Below are 23,061 nucleotides of genomic sequence, written 5' to 3' on the forward strand. Positions count from 1 at the left end.
ATTAGATCATACTTTACTTAGATTGGAGTTACTTGCCTTCAGCCCCACATGACTCGGGATCTTGAGGACCGTCTCAATCAACAATACTGAGTTTGGATGTAACGACACGCCACAAAGCTCGGACTAATGGTTCATCAAGCTGTGAACGTTTACAGCAAACTCCAAGCTTGAAAGGTTTAACTGGAGAAAATGACAACCGCTGCACTTTCTCTCGTACTGGGCTGTTGTTGATCACTACATCTGGCGCGATGCCGACACCGCATCCTAGGGCGACCATGCTGACAATCGCTTCATGTCCTGCAATTTGAGCGTAAATATTGGGTTTAATTTTCATTTTTTTAAACCAACTGTTCGCTCGGTCTCGGGCGGTTCCAGCCTCAGGGACTATAAATGGCACTCGGCTCCAGTCGGGTTGCTCTTTCTGTATCTCCTCTACAAAACTGCTGATGCCTATGGGGGCAATCACCGATAGCGGTATTTCACTGATAGTCGTAAATTCGACTCGTGATGGCAGATTCTCGGGCATGGCAGAAATCGCAATGTCTGCTTCGTCATGCAGAATTTTATCGATCGCTTGAGCAGGGTCTCCAGTGAGCAGTTTGAACTCAATATAAGGGTGTTTGAGGCGAAAGGCATTGAGGAGTTCAGGTAGGTGACTGTAGCTCGCTGTCACTGAGCAGAACAGGCGAATTTCGCCTTTTAACTCGCTTTCCTGATCGCCGAGCTGGGCTTGAAATTGGCGCCATTCGTTGAGCATACGCATGGCGACAGGCAGTAATTTGCTGCCAACTGGGGTGAGCTCCACACTGCGGTTATCACGCACAAATAAGGCATGCCCTATCTCTTCTTCCAATTTTTGAATTTGGCGACTTAAAGCTGATGGACTAACGTGCATAGATGCGGCCGTTTTACTGAAACTCATACTGTCGCAAAGATGGAGAAACAGTTGTAATGTCTTTATGTTCATGTGAACTCTTATGTTGCATTAATCGCAAGAACTGGTTGTGAATATATCACTTTCAGCAACCTTCTGCCTGTTTTAGTATGAACTTATTCGGTAGGTGAGCTACCGACCTGTATGGATGATTTTTAAGGAGAGCCCGATGGCTAACTATTTCAATACTCTGAATCTTCGTGAGCAGTTGGACCAATTAGGTCGTTGTCGTTTTATGGATCGCAGCGAATTTGCAACAGAAGCTGATTATCTGAAAGGGAAAAAAGTGGTCATCGTGGGTTGTGGTGCGCAAGGTTTAAACCAAGGTTTAAATATGCGTGACTCCGGTCTTGATGTTGCCTATGCACTACGCCAAGCGGCGATTGACGAGCAACGTCAATCTTACAAAAACGCGAAAGAGAATGGTTTTGAAGTGGGTAGCTATGAAGCGTTGATCCCGCACGCTGACTTGGTTATCAACCTAACGCCTGATAAACAGCACAGCAATGTCGTTGAAACCGTGATGCCTTTGATGAAAGAAGGGGCGGCGCTGGGTTATTCACACGGCTTTAACGTGGTTGAAGAAGGGATGCAAATTCGCAAAGATTTAACGGTTGTGATGGTTGCGCCTAAATGCCCAGGGACCGAAGTTCGCGAAGAATACAAACGTGGCTTTGGTGTTCCGACACTGATTGCGGTTCATCCTGAGAACGATCCGAAAGGTGAGGGTTGGGACATTGCCAAAGCTTGGGCGGCGGCGACTGGTGGTCACCGTGCAGGTTGTCTAGAGTCTTCTTTCGTTGCTGAAGTGAAATCAGATCTCATGGGTGAGCAGACTATTCTGTGTGGCATGCTACAAGCGGGCTCTATCGTGTGCTACGAGAAGATGGTTGCAGAAGGCATCGACCCAGGCTACGCCGGTAAGCTTTTGCAGTACGGTTGGGAAACGGTGACTGAAGCGCTTAAGTTTGGCGGCATCACCCATATGATGGATCGTCTGTCTAACCCAGCAAAAATCAAAGCGTTTGATCTGTCGGAAGAGCTGAAAGATCTGCTGCGTCCACTGTACAACAAACACATGGACGACATCATTTCTGGTCATTTTTCTAGCACCATGATGGCGGATTGGGCGAATGACGATGCAAACCTACTGGGCTGGCGTGCAGAAACAGGTGAGACGGCGTTTGAAAACTACCCGGCAACGGATGTGGAAATTTCTGAGCAAGAATATTTTGACAACGGTATCCTGATGATTGCTATGGTGCGCGCTGGGGTTGAGTTGGCGTTTGAAGCGATGACGGCTTCTGGCATCATCGATGAGTCTGCGTACTATGAATCGCTACACGAGTTGCCACTGATTGCGAACACCATCGCTCGTAAGCGTCTGTACGAAATGAACGTGGTTATTTCTGACACGGCGGAATACGGCAACTACCTGTTTGCTAATGTCGCCACACCGCTGCTGCGTGAGAAGTTTATGCCAAAAGTCGGCACTGACGTGATCGGCAAAGGGTTGGGTGAAACCTCCAATCAGGTTGATAATGCGACGCTTATCAAGGTCAACGAAGTCATCCGCAACCATCCAGTTGAGTACATCGGTGAGGAACTGCGTGGTTACATGACGGACATGAAACGTATCGCAGTTGGCGGTTAATTGAGCGAAATTTAGGAGTGGATGAAGGTGAACTCAACGCAGATTCATCTTCATTCTCTACCACAGAACTCCAGACAGACTGGGGTCAATAAATACAAAATCAAACACAACATCAAAATAAAAGGCTTGCTCATTTTATGGGCAAGCCTTTTCATTTAGTGTCAGGGTGAACTGGGTGGTTATTTATCCGCTAGCTTTGCTTCTAACTCGGCCAGTTTCTTTTCCATTTCACTGAGTTTTTGTCGTGTACGCAGCAGAACTTGCGTTTGCACATCGAACTCTTCTCGGCTAACAACATCGAGCTTGTTCAGCTGCCCTTGGATGACTTGACGAACTTTTTGCTCAACATCCGCACCCAGATCTTTCACGGGTTGTGGCATGGAATCATGAATTTGTTTGGCGATCTGCTCTAGTTTCTTGGCATCAAACATGTGGGGTTAACTCCTGTATCTTTGTGCTCATTCTAAGTAATTGGATGATAAAAGTCGCTAGTGAGAGGGTAAAAATGCGCAACAGCCAAAATAAAAAAGGTCACCGAAGTGACCTTTTGTTGAGCCTCTGAGAGTTACTGTTGCCCTGCAATTTGGCGTTGTGCCGCTTTGGCTTCGTCAATTCGCGCGAGTTTCTCTAGATCTTTATCTTCGACAAAGATAGGCAGTGGTTTATGTTTTTCTGCTAAGTAGCTGTAAATTACGGGCAGTACGAACAGCGTAAACAGAGTACCAATCGTTAGACCTGCCACGATAACAATACCGATACTGAATCGTTGGGCTGCGCCTGCACCCGTGGCGTACATCAGTGGAATCAAGCCTGCTATCATCGCTGCCGTGGTCATCAGGATTGGGCGAAGACGCACTTTGGCCGCTTCCATGACCGCTTCGATACGCGAGCGTTTATTGTGTAACTGCTCTTCCTTAGCGACCTCACAAATCAGGATACCGTGCTTGGTGATCAGACCAACCAGAGTGATCAAGCCCACTTGTGAGTAGATGTTCATCGTTGCGAGGCCCCAGGCCAACGCAATCAGAGCACCACAAATCGCTAGCGGTACCGAGACCATAATAACGAGAGGATCACGAATCGATTCAAACTGAATCGCCAGAACCAAGAAGATGATGGCCAGCGCTAAACCAAACGTTGCGTACAGTGCGCTGCCTTCCGTGACGTACTGACGAGCCTCACCCATGTAGTCATGGCTATAGCCTTTCGGTAACTTAGTATCGGCGATGTTCTCAAACCAGGTAATCGCATCACCCATTGCCGTGCCCGGAGACGGCACAGCGCCGACAGTGGCTGAGTTCAACTGATTGAAGTGAGGAAGTGCACGTGGCTCGGCCACCACATCAATGGTGATCAAACTACTCAGCGGTACCGCTTTACCATCCGCCGCGCGAACGTAGTAGTTCTTCATTGATTCTGGATTAAGACGCCATTTACGCTCAACTTGTGGGATTACTTCATACGAACGGCCATTGAGGTCGATGCGGTTGACGTAACCATCCGCCATCATAGTGCCTAACGTGATACCAATGTCTTGCATGGTGACGCCATAGGCACCGGCTTTGTCCTTGTCGATGTTGATTTTCATCGTCGCCGAATCGTAGTTCAGATCCAAGTTCGAATAGACGAACAGAGGGCTGCTCTGCACTTCGGTCAACACATCGGTTGCAATGGTGAACAGGCTTTCAAACGCATTCGGTGTGGTGATGACAAACTGAATTGGCAAACCAGAACCCGCGCCGGGTAGTTCAGGCATCTGGAAAGCGGTTACCGCCATGCCTGGAATATCCTGTACCAATTGGCCGACTCGGTTGGTCACTTCTGCTTGGCTGGCCTCACGTTGGCTCCAAGGCACCATAGACGCAATACCAAATGCTTGGTTGGTATTTGGAATACCAGTGAACACCTGTGCAAACTGAACCTCAGGCTGATCCGAGAGAATTTTGTTCACGTCCGCCATGGTATTAGAGAGGTAGTCTAGGTTGGCATTAGAAGGACCCGTGCCCAGCAACATGACCACGCCTTTGTCCTCTGACGGAGCAAGTTCGCTCGGGATAAATTTAAACAGCACGGGCAAACTAGCGAATACAATCACCGCAAATGCCAACACCACTGGGCGATGCGCCATCACCGCCTGCAACATACGGCCATAGCGATTGGTCATACGATCAAGGAAATGATGCACCGTCTGCTCAAAGCGATTCGGTGTCTCATTGGCCTTGAGCATTTTTGAACACATCATCGGCGAGAGCGTCAGCGCGACGATACCGGAAACAAAGACCGAACCTGCCAGCGTTAGGGCAAACTCTTTAAACAGAGCACCAGTGATACCGCCCATTAGCGCGATTGGCGCGTATACCGCACCCAATGTTAGCGTCATTGCAATGACCGGAATCGCGATTTCACGCGTACCAATAATGGCTGCACGGAAGGGAGATTCACCCTCTTTAATGTGGCGGTCAACGTTCTCTAGTACCACGATCGCATCATCCACCACCAGGCCGATCGCCAACACCATTGCCAATAGCGTCATTAAGTTCCAAGAAAAGCCCATCGCTTGCATCACCATTGCCACGCCAATCAGTGACAGAGGAATGGTGACGATTGGTATAATCACTGCGCGGAACGAGCCAAGGAATACGGTAATGACCACCAGTACGATCAGCGCCGCTTCAACGATGGTTTTGATAACCTCATGAATCGATTCGTTAATCGCAACCGTTGAGTCATACAGCACGTTCATGGTGATGTTGCTAGGCATGTTCTTTTTCAATTCAGGCAACACGTCTAACACATCTTTGGCGATGTTGATTGGGTTGGCGCTTGGTGCCGCGTTGATTGCCGCCACCACCGCTTCTTGGCCATTGGCGCTGGCACGGTAGGTGTCATGGCTTTTGGCTAAGGTTACCTTGGCAATGTCACCTAAACGGGTCACGTTGCCGTTTTCGGTTTTGACCACCAAACGTTTCAGCTCTTCAGCATTCGATACTTGAGTGTCGGCACTGCCGTTGTACAGTACGAACTCACCAATAGCCTGACCTGTCGCCGATTGATAGTTGTTGGCGCTCAAGACGCTGTTGACGTCGGTTGCGGTCAGGTTTAAGGCTGCCATCTTCGCTGGATCCAGCCAAATACGCAGGGCATATTTCATCCCTCCATACAAGTTGATGCTGGAGATGCCGTTGATGGCATAAAGCTGAGGATTGATCACCCGTTCAAGATAGTCGGTGATTTGGCTTGACTCCAGCTCATCACTGGTGAAACCGATATACAGTACCGCCGTTGTCGAACCGGTCGACATAGTTACCGTCGGGTCTTCAGACTCTTTGGGTAACTGTGAACGAACCGAGTTGGTTTTGGCCAAAACATCAGCCAAGGCGGCGTTTGGATCCGTGTTCAGTTTCATCGTAACGGTAATCGTAGAGCTACCCAGTACCGATTGTGATGTCATGAAATCGATATTATCGGCTTGTGCCACGGCTTGCTCCAAGGGCTGTGTGACAAAGCCTTGGATCAGGTCGGCACTGGCACCGTAGTAGCCAGTCGTCACAGTAATGACCGTGTTGGTCATTTCGGGGTATTCGCTCACTTGCATTTTGAACACGGCTTGCAAACCAAGCAGTGCGATTAAAAAGCTGATCGATACCGCAAGCACTGGACGTTTAATAAAAACATCAGTAAAGCGCATGATGCCTCCGCTTAAAGCATTGGGGTTTCGGCTGGTGTTGTAGTCGCATCGCTCTCGACGATACGCACTTTAGCACCATTGCTCAGACGAATTTGTCCTGAGGTGACCACGATGTCACCCGGTTTCACGCCTTCCAGAATATGCGCGATGTCATGTGTGCGCTCGCCAACTTTGACCACGTGTTGTTGCACACGCTTGACGCCATCTTGCTCTGTCACAATGTAAACATTGTCACCGTACAAGGTGTACGTAATGGCCGTTTGGTTCAGAGTCACCTGATTTTCCTGTTTTGGCAGGATGATATTAGCGCGCGCAAACATACCGCTACGCAGTTTGCCATCATTGTTCGGGATGTCCGCTTGCACTTGGATCAAGCCACTTTGCACACTGACAGCCGGTTCGATGGCCGTAATCGAGCCTTTGAAAGGTGTCTGTGGGTAAGAATCGACAAAAATGTCGACCTCTTGGCCGATAAAAATACGCGAGATGTCGGTTTGCGGCACAGTAAAGCGCAGACGCATCACGCTGGTGTCTTCTAGACGCACAATGTCAGAGCCTGCTTGGAGATATTGACCAAGATACACATTACGAATACCGATCACACCGGAGAACGGCGCTTTGACTTCCAAGCGATCAATCGACGCTTTCAGGCTTTCGATATCCGCTTGCAGTGAATAGTAGTTCGCTTCTGCGTCGTCATAGGACTCTTTAGAAATAGAGCCTTTCTCATACAGCCCTTGATAACGTTTGTATTTCGCTTGTGCGGCTGGAAGTCTGGCCTGAGCGCTCTTCAGATTCGCTTTCTCGACATCAGAGTCGAGTAGGAGCAAAGGTTGTCCTTCTTTGACTTGGGTGCCCGATTCAAAAGTGATCTGCTTGATCACACCGCTGGTTTCATTGGCAACGGTCACGCCCTGATTGGGTTCGATAAAACCAATCGCTTCGATCACTGGCACCCAGTCAACGGCTTTGACCTCGGTCACGGTAACCGGAAACTCCGGTTCAGGACGGTTCGCCATGTATTCGGCGATTTTCTGCTGTTTGAAGAGATTGAAACCTATCACGCTGCCAAACAGCAGAATGGCGATAAGTAACATAAAGAAGGTCCACTTTTTCATTCTTTTAAGAACTCCAATTAGTGATTGATAATGGCATCCCAACTTGCTTCGACAGCTGATTTCTGCGCTGCTTCGTCAAGCTGATAAAGGCCGAATGCGTGTTTTCTAGACAGCTGAATACTGGTTTCTAGGCTCAGAGCAAACAGAATTTCATTGTCCAGTGGTTTGAACACTCCTTGCTCTTTGCCCTGATTAAATAGCCGAGAGACTTGATGAAACATCTGCTTTTCTTGTTCGCGAGTTTTTGGACTACGAGAACAAGGCAGTGAATCATATTGAACTCGGTTGCTAATCGTAGACAGATTGGATGCCGCTAAATTCCAAGTGTTAAACCACATTGTGCGATAACGTTGTTTCAGCGGCATGTCGTCACTCACATTCGCTTGCACTGCGGTGGCGACTCGGCGGGTAATGCGCAGTCGCAGCTCATCGAGCAGGTGCTCTTTATCGGTAAAATACCGATAAATAGTCCCTGCCGCGACTCCCGCCTCTTTGGCTAATTTGCTCATCGATAAACCTTGAAAACCAAATTCTGCGATCAGCTTTTCGGCGGCACTCAAAATTTGCTGACGTTTATCGAAATGTTCATCTGGAGACATAATTCACCATGAAAGAATTAACCTTATCAATGAATGAACGTTCATTCATTATAGCGTAAACAATCAGCATTCTGGCAAGAAAATATCTCATTTTATGAGTAACAATCTAATTCGGTGTGGTCATGGCAATCTGTACAGGGTCGCATTATCATAAGCGCCATCTTTATATTGAACGTAGATAGCGCAATGAAACTGAACCCAAGACAAGACGAAGCCGTTAAATATGTATCAGGGCCCTGCTTAGTCCTTGCTGGTGCTGGTTCAGGTAAAACCCGAGTGATCACCAACAAAATAGCCTATTTGGTGCAGCAGTGTGGTTATAAGGCGCGCAATATTGCTGCGGTCACCTTTACCAATAAAGCCGCACGGGAAATGAAAGAGCGCGTCGGCCAAACCCTGGGAAAAGCGGAAGCGAAAGGGTTGATGGTCTCGACATTTCATACCCTGGGGCTAAACATTATTAAACGTGAATATCGACACTTGGGGCTTAAATCCGGTTTCTCTCTGTTTGATGACCAAGACCAGTTAGCACTGCTCAAAGAGCTGACGGAAAAACAGCTTGATGGGGACAAAGATCTCTTGCGCCAGTTAATGAGTACTATCTCCAACTGGAAAAACGACATGTTGAGCCCAGAGCAAGCGAAAGCGTATGCGCAAGGTGAGCAGCAGCAACTTTTTGCTTTTTGTTTTGAAATGTACCAGAAACAGATGCGCGCTTATAACGCATTGGATTTTGACGATTTAATTTTACTTCCGGTACTTTTGCTGCGTAGTAACGAAGAGGTGCGCCACTATTGGCAGAATCGGATTCGTTATCTGTTGGTTGATGAGTATCAAGATACTAATACCAGCCAATACGAATTAGTGAAACTGCTGGTGGGCGAAAGAGGCCGCTTAACCGTTGTGGGCGATGACGATCAATCCATCTACTCCTGGCGCGGCGCTAAACCACAGAACTTGGTTCTGCTTGGCCAAGACTACCCCAATTTACGCCTTATTAAACTGGAGCAAAACTATCGCTCGACCAGCCGAATTTTGCGCGCCGCCAATATATTGATTGCGAATAACCCCCACGTTTACGAAAAGTCCCTGTTCTCGGAAATCCCTGATGGAGAGAAGCTTAAAGTTCTTCTAGCAAACAATGACGAGCACGAAGCGGAGCGCGTGACTGGCGAAATCATTGCGCATAAATTTCTCAATCGTACCGATTATGGCGACTACGCCATTTTGTACCGGGGTAACCATCAATCACGCTTGATTGAAAAATCGCTGATGCAAAACCGAGTACCGTACAAGTTGTCTGGCGGCACCTCATTTTTTGCTCGGGCAGAAATCAAAGACATCATGGCGTATTTGCGTGTCTTGGTGAATCCGGATGATGACAACGCCTTTTTACGCATCGTCAATACACCGAAACGTGAGATAGGTCCAGTGACGCTTGAAAAACTCGGCAGCTACGCCAACATGCGCGGGAAAAGTTTGTTTGAAGCGAGCTTTGAGCTTGGATTGGAACAGCATTTGACGGGCAGAGGGTTGGAGAACTTACGCCGTTTTACTCAGTGGTTAGTGGCCATCGCCGATCAGGCAGAGCGTGGGGATACCGTTGAAGCGGTTCGCTCTCTGGTGCGCGATATCCACTATGAAGACTGGTTGTACGAAACCTCGACCAGCCCGAAAGCGGCAGAAATGCGCATGAAAAACGTCTCCGATCTCTATTCTTGGATTGTGTCGGATCTCGAAGGGGACAATTACGACCAAGAAGAGAAAACGCTGAAGGAAGTAGTGCAACGCTTGACACTGCGCGACATGATGGAACGCGGTGAAGAAAACGATGACAGCGATGCGGTGCAGTTGATGACCTTGCATGCTTCGAAAGGGCTCGAGTTCCCTTATGTCTACTTAATTGGTGCCGAAGAGGGAATTTTACCCCATCAAACCAGTATTGATGAAGATAACGTTGAGGAAGAGCGCCGTTTGATGTACGTCGGCATTACCCGAGCACAACGAGAGTTAACCTTTGTGATGTGTAAAGAGCGTCGCCAATATGGCGAGTTACTCAAACCCACGCAAAGTCGTTTTCTCGATGAGTTGCCTTTTGATGATGTCGAATGGGAGGCAACGAAAAAGCCCGTTACACAAGAAGAGCGTATGGCAAAAGGTCAAGCCCATATTGCAAATCTACGAGCGATGTTCAACAAAAAGTAATAAAAAGGGCTTGGTCATATCACCAAGCCCTTAATCATGTTTGTTGGCACTTATAGGCCCGCGATCATGTGCTCAATCGCGGCAACAATTTCCTCGTCGGAACAATCCATACAAGTACCTTTGGCAGGCATGGCGTTGAAGCCGTTGATCGCGTGGTTTTTCAACACGTCTTTACCTTGAGCGATACGCGGGCCCCAATCCTCTGCATTGCCAGTTTTGGGTGCGCCAGTGACGCCAGTGGCGTGACATGCAATACAGAAAGTACCGTAGACTTTCGCACCATCGCGGGGGCCTGTGGGTTCTGCGACCACAGGTTCACTGCCTGCAATATACACATTACCGACAGGCTTGATGCGCTCTGCGATGGCATCATATTCAGACTGACTTACATTGGAAGCAAAAGCCGCCGTAGAAAAGGTTAAAGCAGCGAACAAAACGCTAATCATTCGTCGAGACATATCCATTAAACTCACTTCACATTCCCAGGGTAAGCGATTAATTTCACCTACATTTATATAGTTAGAGTGCGGTTTTGATCTAACGGCGGTCACGGCTGTTAAATCAATGTAAATATTGGGTGATTATATCCCGATAAGTTGTTGCAATAAACAACAAGTTATCAGCTACAAGGGCTAAATCACATCACAAGGTATCGTTTATTCGCAAACAACTGATGAAAAAGAGACCAAACGGAAAAAAAACTAAAAAAAGTACTAGACGATATAGTGTGAACTACGTATTATTCCACTCCGCCGATAGGGCATGCGCCCGTAGCTCAGCTGGATAGAGCGTTGGCCTCCGGAGCCAAAGGTCGAAGGTTCGAATCCTTTCGGGCGCGCCATTTCCCGGAAGGTTTTATCGGTAAAAAGTTTTAGTGGTGGCTATAGCTCAGTTGGTAGAGTCCCGGATTGTGATTCCGGTTGTCGCGGGTTCGAATCCCGTTAGCCACCCCATTCGTCGGTGAATAGCGCAGCTTGGTAGCGCATCTGGTTTGGGACCAGAGGGTCGGGGGTTCGAATCCCTCTTCACCGACCACTATTTAATAGTTAGGCTTTGATAGCGTGACTAGTTCGGCAAACAGCCGGTTACACAAATTGATGGTGGCTATAGCTCAGTTGGTAGAGTCCCGGATTGTGATTCCGGTTGTCGCGGGTTCGAGTCCCGTTAGCCACCCCATTCGTCGGTGAATAGCGCAGCTTGGTAGCGCATCTGGTTTGGGACCAGAGGGTCGGGGGTTCGAATCCCTCTTCACCGACCACTCTTTAAAGCCTCGTCAGTAATGACGGGGCTTTTTTACATTTGCTTTTTGGAACTAGTCTCCGGCGTACCCGCACTCGGGTCGGGGTCTGGAAGCCCAGCCGCGTCGAATCCCTCTTCACCGACCACTCTTTAAAGCCTCGTCAGTAATGACGGGGCTTTTTTACATTTGCTTTTTGGAACTAGTCTCCGGCGTACCCGCACTCGGGTCGGGGTCTGGAAGCCCAGCCGCGTCGAATCCCTCTTCACCGACCACTCTTTAAAGCCTCGTCAGTAATGACGGGGCTTTTTTACATTTGCTTTTTGGAACTAGTCTCCGGCGTACCCGCACTCGGGTCGGGGTCTGGAAGCCCAGCCGCGTCGAATCCCTCTTCACCGACCACTCTTTAAAGCCTCGTCAGCAATGACGGGGCTTTTTTACATTTGCTTTTAGAAACTAAGCTCCGGCGTGATCGCACTCGGGTCGGATCGCCGCAGGCACTTTTCGATTTTCCTCGTTGTCAAACTTTGGTCAACCTCTCAATGTTGATCATTGCTGCTAAATCCATTCGCTGCAATGCAAGTCCTTGACTATATTTTTTATTTGTCGCGCCAGCTCTTACGCTAACTCAATGTTTTGCTTAGCAGAACCCTCTGTTTGAGGAGAGAGGTGAAAAGTCGCTTGTCGTGTGAACGGTTTTGGAATTGGTCGATATTCCCATCTGCTGAGATAAAGTCGATTGTATGGCGAAGTCTCTTGTTGGATATGTAGAACTTTATTCTTAATGACTAGTTACGCATTAAGATTATTCGCTGTCGTTTGACTTATGAGATGGTGTGTTGTTTTGTTTTTGTTAATATTCACTTGCCCTAAATGTCGTTTTTCTCAAGATTTAGATGTTAGGTATGTTTAGAGTATTTTGCTGCAATAAATGCTAAGCAGCACACAAAAAATTCCATTTCTTTGCTCAGTTAAATAACTGTTAATGAATGCGTATGCGATATATATGCCTGATTAGGGCTTTTATGACGCGCTTTATACTTTAATTGTTGCTTTTTTGTGTGTTTTTTGCCAAATTGTCTCCCGACCTGAATTTCAGAGGATTATGCTGAAATCAGAATGGAATCATTGAAGTGTTGGATAGCTTTAGCTGGCTGTTGCAACCACAGACAAGGCAGTAGAGGTCTGAAATGTCACTATTGGAAGTGAAAAATCTTCGTATCGAATATCCATCTCGTCACGGCGTACACGCGGCGGTGAAATCGCTGTCGTTCAATATTGAACGAGGCGAAATCGTCGGAGTGGTGGGCGAATCTGGTGCCGGTAAATCGACCGTGGGTAATGCGGTGATCGATTTGCTGAGTCCTCCGGGCCGTATTGCCAGCGGTGATGTGTTTCTTGATGGTGAAAAAATTTCTGGCCTCTCACCGGAAGCCATGCGCAGTGTGCGTGGTTCCAAAATCGGTTTTATCTTCCAAGATCCGATGACTTCTCTCAACCCACTGTTTACCGTTGAGCAGCAACTGACCGAAACCATTCATGCCAACATGAAGGTATCTGAGAATGAAGCGTATAAACGCGCACTGTCGCTGATGAAGCAAGTGGGTATTCCGCAGCCAGAAAACCGTTTAAAGCAGTATCCGCATCAATTTTCTGGCGGGATGCGTCAACGTGTGGTAATTGCGATTGCCCTTGCGGGCGAGCCCGATCTCATCATCGCCGATGAGCCGACTACCGCATTGGACGTTTCCATCCAAGATCAGATTCTCAACCTGATCCGCGATCTCTGCATTAAGCACAATGTCGGTTGTATGCTGGTAACGCACGACATGGGCGTGGTTTCTAATGTCACTGACCGTGTTGCGGTGATGTACCGTGGTGATTTAGTTGAATTTGGCCCCACCGCCAAAGTACTCGGTGATCCTGATCACCCTTACACGCGCAGTTTGATTTCGGCGGTGCCGCGTTCGGACATGAAGCTCGATCGTTTCCCGTTGGTGAGCTACATCGAAGAAGCAAAAGAACTTAAGCCGCTGGATATCAAAAACCACTGGTTGGGACAAAGTGAAGACCAAAGAAAATATTCTGGTCCGCTGCTGAATGTGGAAAACGTTAATCTGCGCTTTGTGACTAAAGATTCGCTGTTTGAGAGCCGCCGCGAGTATGTGCAGGCGTCAAACAACGTCAGCTTCCAAGTGCATGAAGGGGAAACCTTTGGTTTGGTGGGTGAGTCTGGTTCGGGTAAATCGACGATTGCGCGTGTGATTGCTGGTTTGTATACGCCAAACTCTGGAAAAGTGTCGTTTGAAGGGATTGACCTGACTGCACTGAAGTCAGAGAAAGCGCGTCGTCCGCTGCGTCGCCAAATGCAGATGGTGTTCCAAAACCCCTACACGTCGATGAACCCGCGCATGAAAATTTTCGACATCATCGCCGAGCCGATCCGTTTCCATAAACTGACCAACGGCGAAGCGGAAACGCGCCAGATCGTCAACGATCTGCTTGAGCACGTCGGCTTAGGCAAAATGGCTGGGGTGAAATATCCGCATGAGTTTTCCGGTGGTCAGCGTCAGCGCATTTCGATTGCGCGTGCGTTGGCGACTCGACCTCGTCTTTTGATCTGTGATGAACCGACCTCAGCATTGGATGTGTCGGTACAAGCGCAGATCCTCAATTTGCTCAAAGATTTACAAAGCGAACTGAACTTAACCATGTTGTTTATCAGCCACGATCTGCCCGTCATTCGCCAAATGTGCGATCGAGTGGGCGTGATGCAGATGGGAACCTTGCTGGAAGTTGCTCCGACTGAGCATCTATTCCGTTCTCCGCAACATGAGTACAGTAAACACCTGATTTCCTTAATGCCAGAGTTTGTGGGGTTGAGGGAAGAGGTGAGAACGGCATAACCAAGCTTGCTTGGCACAATAACAGACGCAAATACAACAACTAGGGATTCGGATTCCCGCATAAGGAGTTATGCAATGAAAACCATGAAAAGCAAACTAGTGGTCGCTTTAATGGCAGCAGGCCTTAGCCTGAGCGCTGTGGCCGCAGACATTAAAGTTGCTTATGATGCAGATCCAGTGTCACTTGACCCACATGAGCAGTTGTCTGGTGGCACCCTGCAAATGTCACACATGGTGTTTGATCCACTAGTTCGTTACACACAAAAATTGGATTTTGAACCACGCTTGGCTGAAAAATGGGAACGTGTTAATGAGACAACGTACCGCTTCCACCTACGTAAAGGCGTGAAATTCCACTCAGGTAACGAACTGACGGCAGATGATGTGGTTTGGACCTTCAACCGTCTGCAAAACTCGCCAGATTTCAAAGCTATTTTTGAACCGTATGAAAAAATGGCCAAAGTGGATGATTACACCATTGAGTTGGTCTCAAAAGGCGCTTACCCGCTGGTGCTGCAAACTGCGACCTACATCTTCCCAATGGACAGTAAGTTCTACTCAGGCACTACGGCGGACGGCAAAGACAAGTCTGAAGTGGTAAAACACGGCAACTCATACGCGTCTACCCACGTTTCAGGGACAGGTCCATTCATCGTTACTTCGCGTGAACAGGGCGTGAAGGTTGAGTTTGAACGCTTCAAAGACTACTGGGACAAAGAGTCAAAAGGTAACGTGAACAAGCTGACTTTGGTTCCGATCAAAGAAGATGCGACCCGTGTTGCTGCGCTGTTGTCTGGCGGTGTCGATATGATTGCGCCAGTGGCACCGAACGATCACCAACGCGTGCAAGACGCGAAAGGCATTGATCTCGTGACGCTACCGGGTACGCGCATCATTACGTTCCAGATGAACCAAAACAGTAACGAAGCGCTGAAAGATGTACGTGTGCGTCAAGCGATCGTCCATGCGATCAACAACCAAGGTATCGTTGACAAGATCATGAAAGGTTTTGCAACCGCAGCAGGTCAGCAAGGTCCTGAAGGTTATGCAGGCTACAAAGCGGATCTCGTTCCTCGTTTTGATCTGAAAAAAGCTAAGCAACTGATGAAAGAAGCGGGCTATGAGAAAGGCTTGACTCTGACGATGATTGCGCCGAACAACCGCTACGTGAATGATGCCAAAGTAGCGCAAGCTGCGGCGGCCATGCTGTCGAAGATCGGCATTAAAGTCGATCTGAAAACCATGCCAAAAGCGCAGTACTGGCCAGAGTTTGATAAGTGTGCGGCAGACTTGTTGATGATCGGCTGGCACTCAGATACGGAAGATTCGGCGAACTTCTCTGAATTCCTCACCATGACGCGTAACGAAGCGACGGGTAAAGGCCAGTACAACTGTGGTCACTACTCGAACCCTGAAGTCGACAAGTTGGTTGAGGCGTCAAACGTAGAAACCGATCCGGCCAAACGTGCAGCGATGCTACAGAAAGTCGAAGCAACGCTGTACAACGAGGCGGCGTTCGTTCCTCTACACTGGCAAAACCTAGCGTGGGGCGCAAAATCTACGCTGGACATCAAACCAATCGTCAACGCGATGGACTTCCCATACTTTGGTGACTTGGTGGTTAAAGAGTAATTCTGCGCGAAGTACTCGCCCAGCCTTCGAGCGATCGAAGGCTGGGATTGTTTTCGGCACTGAGCTTTGTTTCAGTCGGGTTGAGTGCCATTTTCAGGCTGAATTCTTGTGTGATTGTCGCTCTAGACACACATAGTCATGGATAGTTAAAGGGGCAAGGAATGTTTTCGTTTCTGGTCAAGCGCCTGTTTCAGGCACTGATAGTGATGTTTGTGATCAGTTTGGTGGCGTTTGCCATTCAGGATAACCTGGGCGACCCGCTGCGTGAGCTTGTGGGCCAGTCAGTTTCAGAAGCCGAGCGGCAAGCGCTGCGCGATGAGCTGGGCTTAAATGATCCCTTTATCACAAAATACACTCGCTTTGTCAGCGCTGCGGTGCAGGGCGACTTAGGCACCTCTTATTTCTTCAAGCGCCCAGCGGTTGAAGTGATTCTGGATAAATTGGTAGCGACGCTGGAACTGGTGTTTGGTGCGACGTTACTTATCATCGTTTTTTCTATTCCTTTGGGCGTCTATTCGGCGATTCACCCCAAGAGCCTTTTTACCAAGATTGTCATGGCGGGCAGTAGTATTGGCATCTCGATCCCGGTCTTTCTCACCGCGATTATGTTGATGTACGTCTTCTCAATCGAATTGCAATGGCTGCCGTCTTATGGGCGAGGTGAGACCTACAACTTGCTCGGCTGGGAGTCTGGTTTCTTTACTATTGACGGTTTGAAACACTTAGTGCTGCCATGTATTGCGCTGGCGTCGATCATGCTGCCGCTGTTTATTCGTCTGGTGCGCTCAGAAATGCTGGAAGTGCTGAGTTCTGAATACATCAAATTTGCCAAGGCGAAAGGGCTGGCGCTGAACAAAATTTATTACCAACATGCGCTAAAAAATACCATGCTGCCAGTACTCACGGTCGGTGGGGTGCAGATTGGGACCATGGTGGCCTACACCATTTTGACCGAAACCGTGTTCCAGTGGCCGGGGACGGGTTTTCTTTTCCTTGAAGCGATCAACCGCGTCGATACGCCGCTGATCACCGCTTACGTTATCTTTGTCGGGCTGATTTTCGTGGTGACCAATACCATCGTCGACCTGCTGTATGGTCTGATCAACCCAACTGTGAATTTAACCGGAAAAGGAGCCTAATCATGTCACAAGTCGCTCAAGCTCCTTCAATGTTGGAGCGTTTTAAGCAATCGGATTTTCTTTACTATTTCAAGCGCGACAAAGTGGCGATGACCAGCTTTGGTATCTTTATGCTCTGCTTGCTGCTTGCGTTGGCCGCGCCGCTGATTGCGCCAACTAACCCTTATGATCTCTCTTCCATCGATATTATGGATGCCGAGTTGCCCCCTTCGTGGATGGAAGGCGGCGATGAAAAATTCCTGCTTGGTACGGACGAGCAAGGACGCGATATTCTTTCCACCATGCTGTATGGCTCGCGTTTGTCGCTGACCATTGGTTTCCTTGCGGTAGCGTTGCAGATGTTCCTTGGCATCATCATCGGTTTGTCGGCAGGTTATTTCGGTGGCCGTATCGATAACTTCCTGATGCGCTTTGCGGATATTCAGCTCTCTTTCTCCACCATGATGGTGGCGATCATTGTCTCGGCGATTTTTAAAGCCAGTTTTGGCAGTGATTTCTACAGCCAGTATGCGGTGGTGATGCTGGTGGTGATCATCGGTGTGGCCGAGTGGCCGCAGTATGCGCGTACCATTCGTGCCTCCGTTTTGGCCGAGAAGAAGAAAGAGTATGTCGAAGCGGCGCGCGTGATGGGCTTTAAAGCGCCGCGCATTATGTTCCGCCACATTCTGCCTAACTGTTTGTCGCCGATTTTGGTGATTTCCACCGTGCAGGTGGCTAACGCGATTATGTCGGAAGCGGCCCTGTCTTTCCTTGGCTTAGGTTTGCCGGTGGACCAACCTTCGCTTGGCGCGCTCATCAGTATCGGTTTTAACTACATCTTCTCTGGTGCGTGGTGGATCACCGCCTTCCCAGGTGTTGTATTGGTTACCTTGGTACTGGTGATTAACTTGCTAGGCGACTGGTTACGCGATGTTTTCAACCCGAAAATCTACAAAGGGTGATCTGAGCTGATTGATTTATAATCGAAAATCTACCTAAACTAAGAGTCGTAAGCCATTACGGCTCTTTTTTTGCTTGTCATTTTTTATTCACCGTAGCGGTGCTCAATAGACCGTTGCCGATAAGTTCATTGACGATAGGTAGAGTGAAGCGTATGGAAAGGAAAAAGGCGATGCGACGACCACGGATTGGCCTCAAAGGATTATGGCTCGGCGTGTTGATTTACTCTTTAGTGGCAAGTTTCTCCGCTCAGGCCGCTGAGTTCTTATGTGAGGCCACTCAAGCCAGCAGCAATGAATTGCCGATGCTGGACAAACATTGCCCAATTGGCGCAGGGGTATGGGGAAAAAAAGTGCCCAGTGGCGGCAAAGCGGATTATTTCTGGATCCAGTGCGGTATTTTAAGTAAGCCGATGTCGCTGGATAACGCCAAGCCGCTGTATAAACAGATCACGACCGACATTTGGATGAAGCCTGAGAATAAGGGCTACCGCTGCTTAATTGGCCCTTATCAATCCTTTGACCAAGCGAGCACAGATTTAAAGCGCGTGCGCAGCTTGCCGACCTATAAAGAGGCCTTTATCCGTATGGTGGAGTCAACTGCGCCAATGCAAACGGCGAAATCGAACGCTGCCTCGGTGACAAAACCCATAGAGAAAATGCCTGCCAAGACGCCCGCAAAACCAGTGGCCGCGAAGCTCGCTCCAGCGCCAAGCCAAACTGCGCCTGCTGCCAAAGCACCGCTGGCAACGGCCGCGCCCAAAACGCTGGTGAAACAAGGTGATACGCCTGATATTGAAATCCGCCGTCAAGCTGAGCTTAAAGGACGTACCTACGCCGTGCCTTATGTGCTTGACGATGACCACCAGTTTTACATGGAGCACAACCAAGCGTGGAATCGCTTAGATTACGAAGGGGCTGGCGTGGTGTGCGCGAGCATCGACATGCGCCTTGCCACCGATGAAGAGTTTCGCACTTTGCTGGATTCGCGAGTGATGGAGACCCAAAGTTGGCCGATTCATCTGCCGTATTGGGGGCGTGGGAAAAAAGGGCTGTTTACCGATGGCCGCATCACGCAGCTAAAAGGCTCTTCGCTGTTGAATGTGTTGTGCGTTAAGTAGCTGAATTCACAAAAAAACTGAGAAAACCAAAAAATAAGCCCCGCGATGCGGGGCTTTTACAATGTTACTTCTTAAAGCTGAAGATCACTCGCTCACCTTCATCAAGGCGATTAGGTTTAGCCTCGATAGTGTAAAGTCCAGCTGGAATCGCTTCTTCTTGATTGAAGGGATGCATGTTCAAATAACAACCGTTGTCATTTTTGAATGCTGGGTTCACAAAGTAAGAGTTTGCTGCGTCGTTAGATCCCATTACGCTGATTGTGTAGTCGTTTTTCAGCACATCACACGCATGTGTATCTTCTGCGTAGAGGGAGGCTGAGGTATAAGTATGAATTTGGCCATTTGTACCCTCATACTCAAATTGTTGAACAATACCACTCACATCAAATTCTTGGATCTTACCATCAATCACAGTGTGTGTAAGGCCTACTACCCAAGGTGCATTATTCATTGAGCGTCCGATTGGCTGATAAATTTCTTTTTCAACTTCACGTTTATCCGTGTAGTAACCATAAACTTCAGTTACAGATTCAAGCTCATCACTTTCATCGTCAAGGTAGCTGTACTTGACCAAGTAATGGTTTGACATTTCATCATCATAAATAGAGCTTTCAACCAGCTCGAACTGCATACCATCTTGCTCAAAGTTGGTTGATTTTATTAAACCACCCTCAATGGTGTAACTAATCTCAGAGTAGTAGTTGCTCAGGTCGTCTTCGATACAAGACTGCTTGTTAACGTCTGTTCGCTTGCTCCAGTAAATCTTCTGTGATGTTGAATCAAAGTAAATCGAGTTACACCAAGCACTTGTGTAGTTTGTACCGTTGTTGCCCACTTCAACAAAGTGAAGGAACTTATTTTGTAGGTCTGCAATTGAAGCGGTAGGAGGCTCTGGCGCTACATCACTTGGCTGCACATTAGGTAAGAGAATTTCAACCATTTCTGATTCAACGTCGTTCTCTTCACCGCCAGAGAAATTAATACCCTTGGCAACATACAAAATGACACCATTGGTTTCTGCGGTCGGAGTGCCCGCTAAAGTGACTAGGCCAGAATCATCAACCGACACTTTAACCCCTGGAATTGGGTTTTTCGCTGGTGTGTTGTCGTGTGCTGCGTAGTGAGCGTAGTACTCGAGATTGCCACTGATTGAATCTTCAAACAGGTTGCTAATATCCAGCGTTTGCTCAAATACCTGGCCGACTTGCAGCTCCCACGTGCTCGCTTCTGTTTTTAGAGCAGCCAGTACGGTTGCATTGGTCTTAATTTCACCTTGTGTAACGGCGGGTAGATCAAAGCTGGCTGGATTAGACACGATGCGCGTTGCTACATGACCATCATTCGCAATAACGGTAAAGTGTTGTGCGGGATGTGCCGATGTTGGGCGACCAGAGATAGCCAGTTTGCCAGTTGCTTTATCAAGCGTAGAAGTTAGGCCGGGTACTACCGTCTCAATGTTGGTTGTGATAGTGAGCTCATCACCTTCACGGTCAGTGAACAGACCAGACGTATCCAGCTCATTTTTGAACTCGACACCTTGTGCCAGTTTCCAAGTATTAATGTGAGTTTGCAGTGATGCTTGAACATCGCTATTCACTTCTGGTGCGGTATTTGAAAGCTCTACGGTGAAGCTGAAGGTTTCCGACAACTTGTTCAGCACGTCGCCATTTGCTGTTGCGCGATCGTCAGCCGTCACTGTGACGGTGAATGTGTCTTGGGTGAGCAGCGCAGCTTCTGTTGTCAGGGTAATCACGCCGTTGTTGAGCGTCAGCGTGATGCCTTGGCCATTGATTTCAGCAGCGGAAGCGGCAACTGAGGTTTCAACGCCATCAAAGCGGTCAACGAATAGATTCTCTGGAAGAGTAATTGTGTGTGTTGCTGCGACACCTTCTTGGATATCAAGAGCGGCAAAGTCATTTGCCAGTTCTGCTTTTGCTTGCGTATTAACGAGCAGTTTGTAGTTGGTGACCGCAGCCTCTGGTTTTGAAGGATTGATCACTGGTGTGGTATTTAACACTTCATCACTGCCAATGTTCTCTTCAGTCACAATCTCTTGCGCTTGTTCTTTTGCTGTAGACGCAATTGTGGTTGCATTTTCAGTGTACTTAATTGGATCTTGCGCTTTCGATTCCGTCAGGATTTGCGCAGTTTTGTGCAGCTTGGCACTGGCAAGGTTTGTTTTGGCGTCTTTGACGAAATCCGAGAACGGGTTGATAGGTTGCTCGTCTGTTGCACCCAGTAGCGTACTGACTTTTGCACTGGCTTCTTCAAGCGAAAGATTGGCATTTTTGCCCATTTCAATCGCAACCAAGTCAGTAATTGGCGAAATGACCATGTTGCTGTCCGTTTTTTCACCAGCGATTGGAGCACGGAACACAACAGAGTTCGCCATTGGCTGACCTTCATGATCCATATCGGTTGTGTAGGTGTTCATGAAGTCTGAGTAAGTGTCGTTTTCAGGGCTGAGTGCCGCTAATTTTTCCGCCAGTTTTTTATCAACATCGCCTGGGCGAAGTGTTTTTAGTGCCAGTGAGCCTTTAATCGCTGTCTCTTTGGTAAGTGTGATTTGCCCTTTTTGGTTTGTCAGGCCGAAAACATCATCGGTATCAAGATCGAGGTCACCATTGTTGTTGATATCGTCAAACACCACCGCCTGGTTAAAGTAACCATCAAAGCCTGTCACAACAATGCCGCCTGGTGCGACGGTTTCATTTGAACCTGAACCACTGTCTGAGCCGCCACAACCTGTTAAAGCGATGGCCACTGACGCTGCCAGCAAACTTACCTTTTTCATCTGAGATCCCTTTTCATTCTCTTTTTGTTCAATGGAATGGCTGATGCCGATCCCTTCTTCATTAAGCCGAGGAAGAAGAGACAAAATTGTCGTCTATTTAAAAGGCTTGAGCTCAAGATGCAAGACACGGAAAAGGTTAAAAAAACCGTAAAATATATTTTGATTTTTTTATCATTAGTTGGCTTGGAAAACCTGCTCAGCTCGCTACCATCTGCCCCTAAATTCGAAGAAAAGGGAGAGGTAAATGAAACAGTTAGCTTGGCTGGTGGTATTGAGTGGTTCGGTTGTTGCGCAAGAAGCGCCGCAGGAGAGCAAGTTTGGTTACTCTTACTTCACCTTTGGTTTGGAAAATATCACCTATCAGGAAAACTTCCCGGCGACTCAGTCTGAGGTGACCGTCACCAATCTGGTGCTCAATTCCGGTGGTTTGTATCGCATTAATGATCAGTTTGATTTTTCCATTGATGCTCTGGCGACGTTTTCTCCCTCCTCTGCCGATGAAGAGTGGCATCAAGGTGGTCAGTTGATGCAAACCAACCAGTTTGAGTACACCAAGGCTTCAACCACGGTTTTACTGCATTACAAATGGCAGGACGATTGGCGCTTGGTGGCGGGACCTGCGTTTAGCTATCAAACCTACAAGCGTTTTGCGCTGCGCGGGGAAAATGGCTATGTGAATCCGGTGTTTAGTGAAGACAGCACTTGGGAAGAGAAATCGACCGATATCTTTTTAGACGCAGGTATCGCCTATGACAGCGGCCATCTCTACGGTGCGAGTCCTTGGCGGGTGAGCGGCCGTTGGACTGCGGGCATCCCCGTGTGGAGCGTGACGGAAAACAGCCGTTTTGCCAATGTTCAGTTTGATGATTTTGGTTTCCGTACCTCGGCCGAAGCCTCACTCAGTTACCGAATTATGCCGGGCCTATCGCTCGCTTGGTACGTGATGATGGGCTACGAGAAACGCTTTGAGTCAGACCCGAAAAACGTCATGATCAAAGATGCTCAGGGCGTGCCGCAGCAGCGCCAAGCTTGGCTACCGGATGCGGACACTTGGACCCTGAGCACTGGCATTCAGGCGCTATGGAACTTCTAACCC

15 protein-coding genes and 5 tRNA genes are annotated in these 23,061 nt (G+C 48.4%); 13 read left to right on the forward strand and 7 right to left on the reverse strand.

Annotated elements, in window-relative coordinates; translation table 11 throughout:
* Positions 1–73: 73 nt before the first annotated feature.
* The gene (gene ilvY, locus I3X05_RS00170) at positions 74–967 is read right to left on the reverse strand and encodes an HTH-type transcriptional activator IlvY (protein WP_045569577.1); all 894 of its coding nucleotides are present in this window, start codon (positions 965–967) and stop codon (positions 74–76) included.
* Positions 968–1,103: 136 nt separating this feature from the next.
* On the opposite strand from ilvY, the gene ilvC reads away from it, so the two are divergent.
* Positions 1,104–2,588, forward strand: a complete 1,485-nt coding sequence (gene ilvC / locus I3X05_RS00175; RefSeq protein ID WP_045569578.1) for a ketol-acid reductoisomerase — start codon at positions 1,104–1,106, stop codon at positions 2,586–2,588.
* A 179-nt stretch (positions 2,589–2,767) separates the two neighbouring features.
* Here ilvC and ubiK read toward each other — a convergent pair whose 3' ends face one another.
* From ubiK to I3X05_RS00195, 4 genes are all read right to left on the reverse strand, one after another.
* The gene (gene ubiK, locus I3X05_RS00180; protein ID WP_045569579.1) at positions 2,768–3,019 is read right to left on the reverse strand and encodes a ubiquinone biosynthesis accessory factor UbiK; all 252 of its coding nucleotides are present in this window, start codon (positions 3,017–3,019) and stop codon (positions 2,768–2,770) included.
* Positions 3,020–3,153: 134 nt separating this feature from the next.
* The gene (locus tag I3X05_RS00185; protein WP_045569580.1) at positions 3,154–6,276 is read right to left on the reverse strand and encodes a multidrug efflux RND transporter permease subunit; all 3,123 of its coding nucleotides are present in this window, start codon (positions 6,274–6,276) and stop codon (positions 3,154–3,156) included.
* A gap of 11 nt (positions 6,277–6,287) precedes the next feature.
* Positions 6,288–7,394, reverse strand: a complete 1,107-nt coding sequence (locus I3X05_RS00190) for an efflux RND transporter periplasmic adaptor subunit (protein WP_045569581.1) — start codon at positions 7,392–7,394, stop codon at positions 6,288–6,290.
* 17 nt (positions 7,395–7,411) lie between these two features.
* On the reverse strand, positions 7,412–7,993 hold the full coding sequence (locus I3X05_RS00195) for a TetR/AcrR family transcriptional regulator (protein ID WP_045569582.1): 582 nt from the start codon (positions 7,991–7,993) through the stop codon (positions 7,412–7,414).
* 186 nt (positions 7,994–8,179) lie between these two features.
* Here I3X05_RS00195 and rep point away from each other — a divergent pair, with 186 nt between their 5' ends.
* Complete coding sequence (rep, locus tag I3X05_RS00200) at positions 8,180–10,198, forward strand: DNA helicase Rep (protein ID WP_045569583.1); 2,019 nt, start codon at positions 8,180–8,182, stop codon at positions 10,196–10,198.
* A 50-nt stretch (positions 10,199–10,248) separates the two neighbouring features.
* Here the strand turns inward: rep and I3X05_RS00205 are convergent, their stop codons facing one another.
* Positions 10,249–10,662, reverse strand: a complete 414-nt coding sequence (locus I3X05_RS00205) for a c-type cytochrome (RefSeq protein ID WP_045569584.1) — start codon at positions 10,660–10,662, stop codon at positions 10,249–10,251.
* A 300-nt stretch (positions 10,663–10,962) separates the two neighbouring features.
* Between I3X05_RS00205 and I3X05_RS00210 the strand changes: the two genes are divergently transcribed.
* From I3X05_RS00210 to I3X05_RS00255, 10 genes are all read left to right on the forward strand, one after another.
* Positions 10,963–11,039: transfer RNA gene (locus I3X05_RS00210), tRNA-Arg, on the forward strand.
* A gap of 36 nt (positions 11,040–11,075) precedes the next feature.
* Positions 11,076–11,151: transfer RNA gene (locus I3X05_RS00215), tRNA-His, on the forward strand.
* 5 nt (positions 11,152–11,156) lie between these two features.
* Positions 11,157–11,233, forward strand: a tRNA-Pro gene (locus I3X05_RS00220).
* A 65-nt stretch (positions 11,234–11,298) separates the two neighbouring features.
* Positions 11,299–11,374 (forward strand) — tRNA-His (locus tag I3X05_RS00225).
* Between the two features lie 5 nt (positions 11,375–11,379).
* Positions 11,380–11,456, forward strand: a tRNA-Pro gene (locus I3X05_RS00230).
* 1,169 nt (positions 11,457–12,625) lie between these two features.
* The gene (locus tag I3X05_RS00235; protein WP_045569585.1) at positions 12,626–14,341 is read left to right on the forward strand and encodes a dipeptide ABC transporter ATP-binding protein; all 1,716 of its coding nucleotides are present in this window, start codon (positions 12,626–12,628) and stop codon (positions 14,339–14,341) included.
* 75 nt (positions 14,342–14,416) lie between these two features.
* Positions 14,417–15,973 (forward strand): ABC transporter substrate-binding protein, encoded by a 1,557-nt coding sequence (locus tag I3X05_RS00240; RefSeq protein ID WP_045569586.1) that lies wholly within the window; start codon positions 14,417–14,419, stop codon positions 15,971–15,973.
* A 161-nt stretch (positions 15,974–16,134) separates the two neighbouring features.
* On the forward strand, positions 16,135–17,112 hold the full coding sequence (locus I3X05_RS00245) for an ABC transporter permease (protein WP_039422502.1): 978 nt from the start codon (positions 16,135–16,137) through the stop codon (positions 17,110–17,112).
* A 2-nt stretch (positions 17,113–17,114) separates the two neighbouring features.
* Complete coding sequence (locus tag I3X05_RS00250) at positions 17,115–18,053, forward strand: ABC transporter permease (protein WP_039422505.1); 939 nt, start codon at positions 17,115–17,117, stop codon at positions 18,051–18,053.
* A gap of 152 nt (positions 18,054–18,205) precedes the next feature.
* Positions 18,206–19,171, forward strand: a complete 966-nt coding sequence (locus I3X05_RS00255; RefSeq protein ID WP_045569587.1) for an SPOR domain-containing protein — start codon at positions 18,206–18,208, stop codon at positions 19,169–19,171.
* Positions 19,172–19,235: 64 nt separating this feature from the next.
* Here the strand turns inward: I3X05_RS00255 and I3X05_RS00260 are convergent, their stop codons facing one another.
* Positions 19,236–21,965, reverse strand: coding sequence for a hypothetical protein (locus I3X05_RS00260; RefSeq protein ID WP_045569588.1), 2,730 nt, complete (start codon positions 21,963–21,965; stop codon positions 19,236–19,238).
* Between the two features lie 244 nt (positions 21,966–22,209).
* Between I3X05_RS00260 and I3X05_RS00265 the strand changes: the two genes are divergently transcribed.
* Complete coding sequence (locus I3X05_RS00265; protein WP_045569589.1) at positions 22,210–23,058, forward strand: outer membrane beta-barrel protein; 849 nt, start codon at positions 22,210–22,212, stop codon at positions 23,056–23,058.
* Positions 23,059–23,061: the final 3 nt, after the last annotated feature.

The organism is Vibrio navarrensis (genome assembly GCF_015767675.1).
Taxonomy (GTDB): Bacteria; Pseudomonadota; Gammaproteobacteria; order Enterobacterales; family Vibrionaceae; genus Vibrio.

What these genes read in the sequence shown, in the direction of transcription:
- rep (WP_045569583.1), top strand. Translation starts at nt 8,180, where the DNA reads ATGAAACTGAACCCAAGACAAGACGAAGCCGTTAAATATGTATCAGGG.
- I3X05_RS00205 (WP_045569584.1), bottom strand. Translation starts at nt 10,662, where the DNA reads ATGGATATGTCTCGACGAATGATTAGCGTTTTGTTCGCTGCTTTAACC.
- I3X05_RS00185 (WP_045569580.1), bottom strand. Translation starts at nt 6,276, where the DNA reads ATGCGCTTTACTGATGTTTTTATTAAACGTCCAGTGCTTGCGGTATCG.
- I3X05_RS00255 (WP_045569587.1), top strand. Translation starts at nt 18,206, where the DNA reads ATGGAAAGGAAAAAGGCGATGCGACGACCACGGATTGGCCTCAAAGGA.
- I3X05_RS00250 (WP_039422505.1), top strand. Translation starts at nt 17,115, where the DNA reads ATGTCACAAGTCGCTCAAGCTCCTTCAATGTTGGAGCGTTTTAAGCAA.
- ubiK (WP_045569579.1), bottom strand. Translation starts at nt 3,019, where the DNA reads ATGTTTGATGCCAAGAAACTAGAGCAGATCGCCAAACAAATTCATGAT.
- I3X05_RS00190 (WP_045569581.1), bottom strand. Translation starts at nt 7,394, where the DNA reads ATGAAAAAGTGGACCTTCTTTATGTTACTTATCGCCATTCTGCTGTTT.
- ilvY (WP_045569577.1), bottom strand. Translation starts at nt 967, where the DNA reads ATGAACATAAAGACATTACAACTGTTTCTCCATCTTTGCGACAGTATG.
- I3X05_RS00195 (WP_045569582.1), bottom strand. Translation starts at nt 7,993, where the DNA reads ATGTCTCCAGATGAACATTTCGATAAACGTCAGCAAATTTTGAGTGCC.
- I3X05_RS00260 (WP_045569588.1), bottom strand. Translation starts at nt 21,965, where the DNA reads ATGAAAAAGGTAAGTTTGCTGGCAGCGTCAGTGGCCATCGCTTTAACA.
- I3X05_RS00245 (WP_039422502.1), top strand. Translation starts at nt 16,135, where the DNA reads ATGTTTTCGTTTCTGGTCAAGCGCCTGTTTCAGGCACTGATAGTGATG.
- I3X05_RS00240 (WP_045569586.1), top strand. Translation starts at nt 14,417, where the DNA reads ATGAAAACCATGAAAAGCAAACTAGTGGTCGCTTTAATGGCAGCAGGC.
- I3X05_RS00235 (WP_045569585.1), top strand. Translation starts at nt 12,626, where the DNA reads ATGTCACTATTGGAAGTGAAAAATCTTCGTATCGAATATCCATCTCGT.
- I3X05_RS00265 (WP_045569589.1), top strand. Translation starts at nt 22,210, where the DNA reads ATGAAACAGTTAGCTTGGCTGGTGGTATTGAGTGGTTCGGTTGTTGCG.
- ilvC (WP_045569578.1), top strand. Translation starts at nt 1,104, where the DNA reads ATGGCTAACTATTTCAATACTCTGAATCTTCGTGAGCAGTTGGACCAA.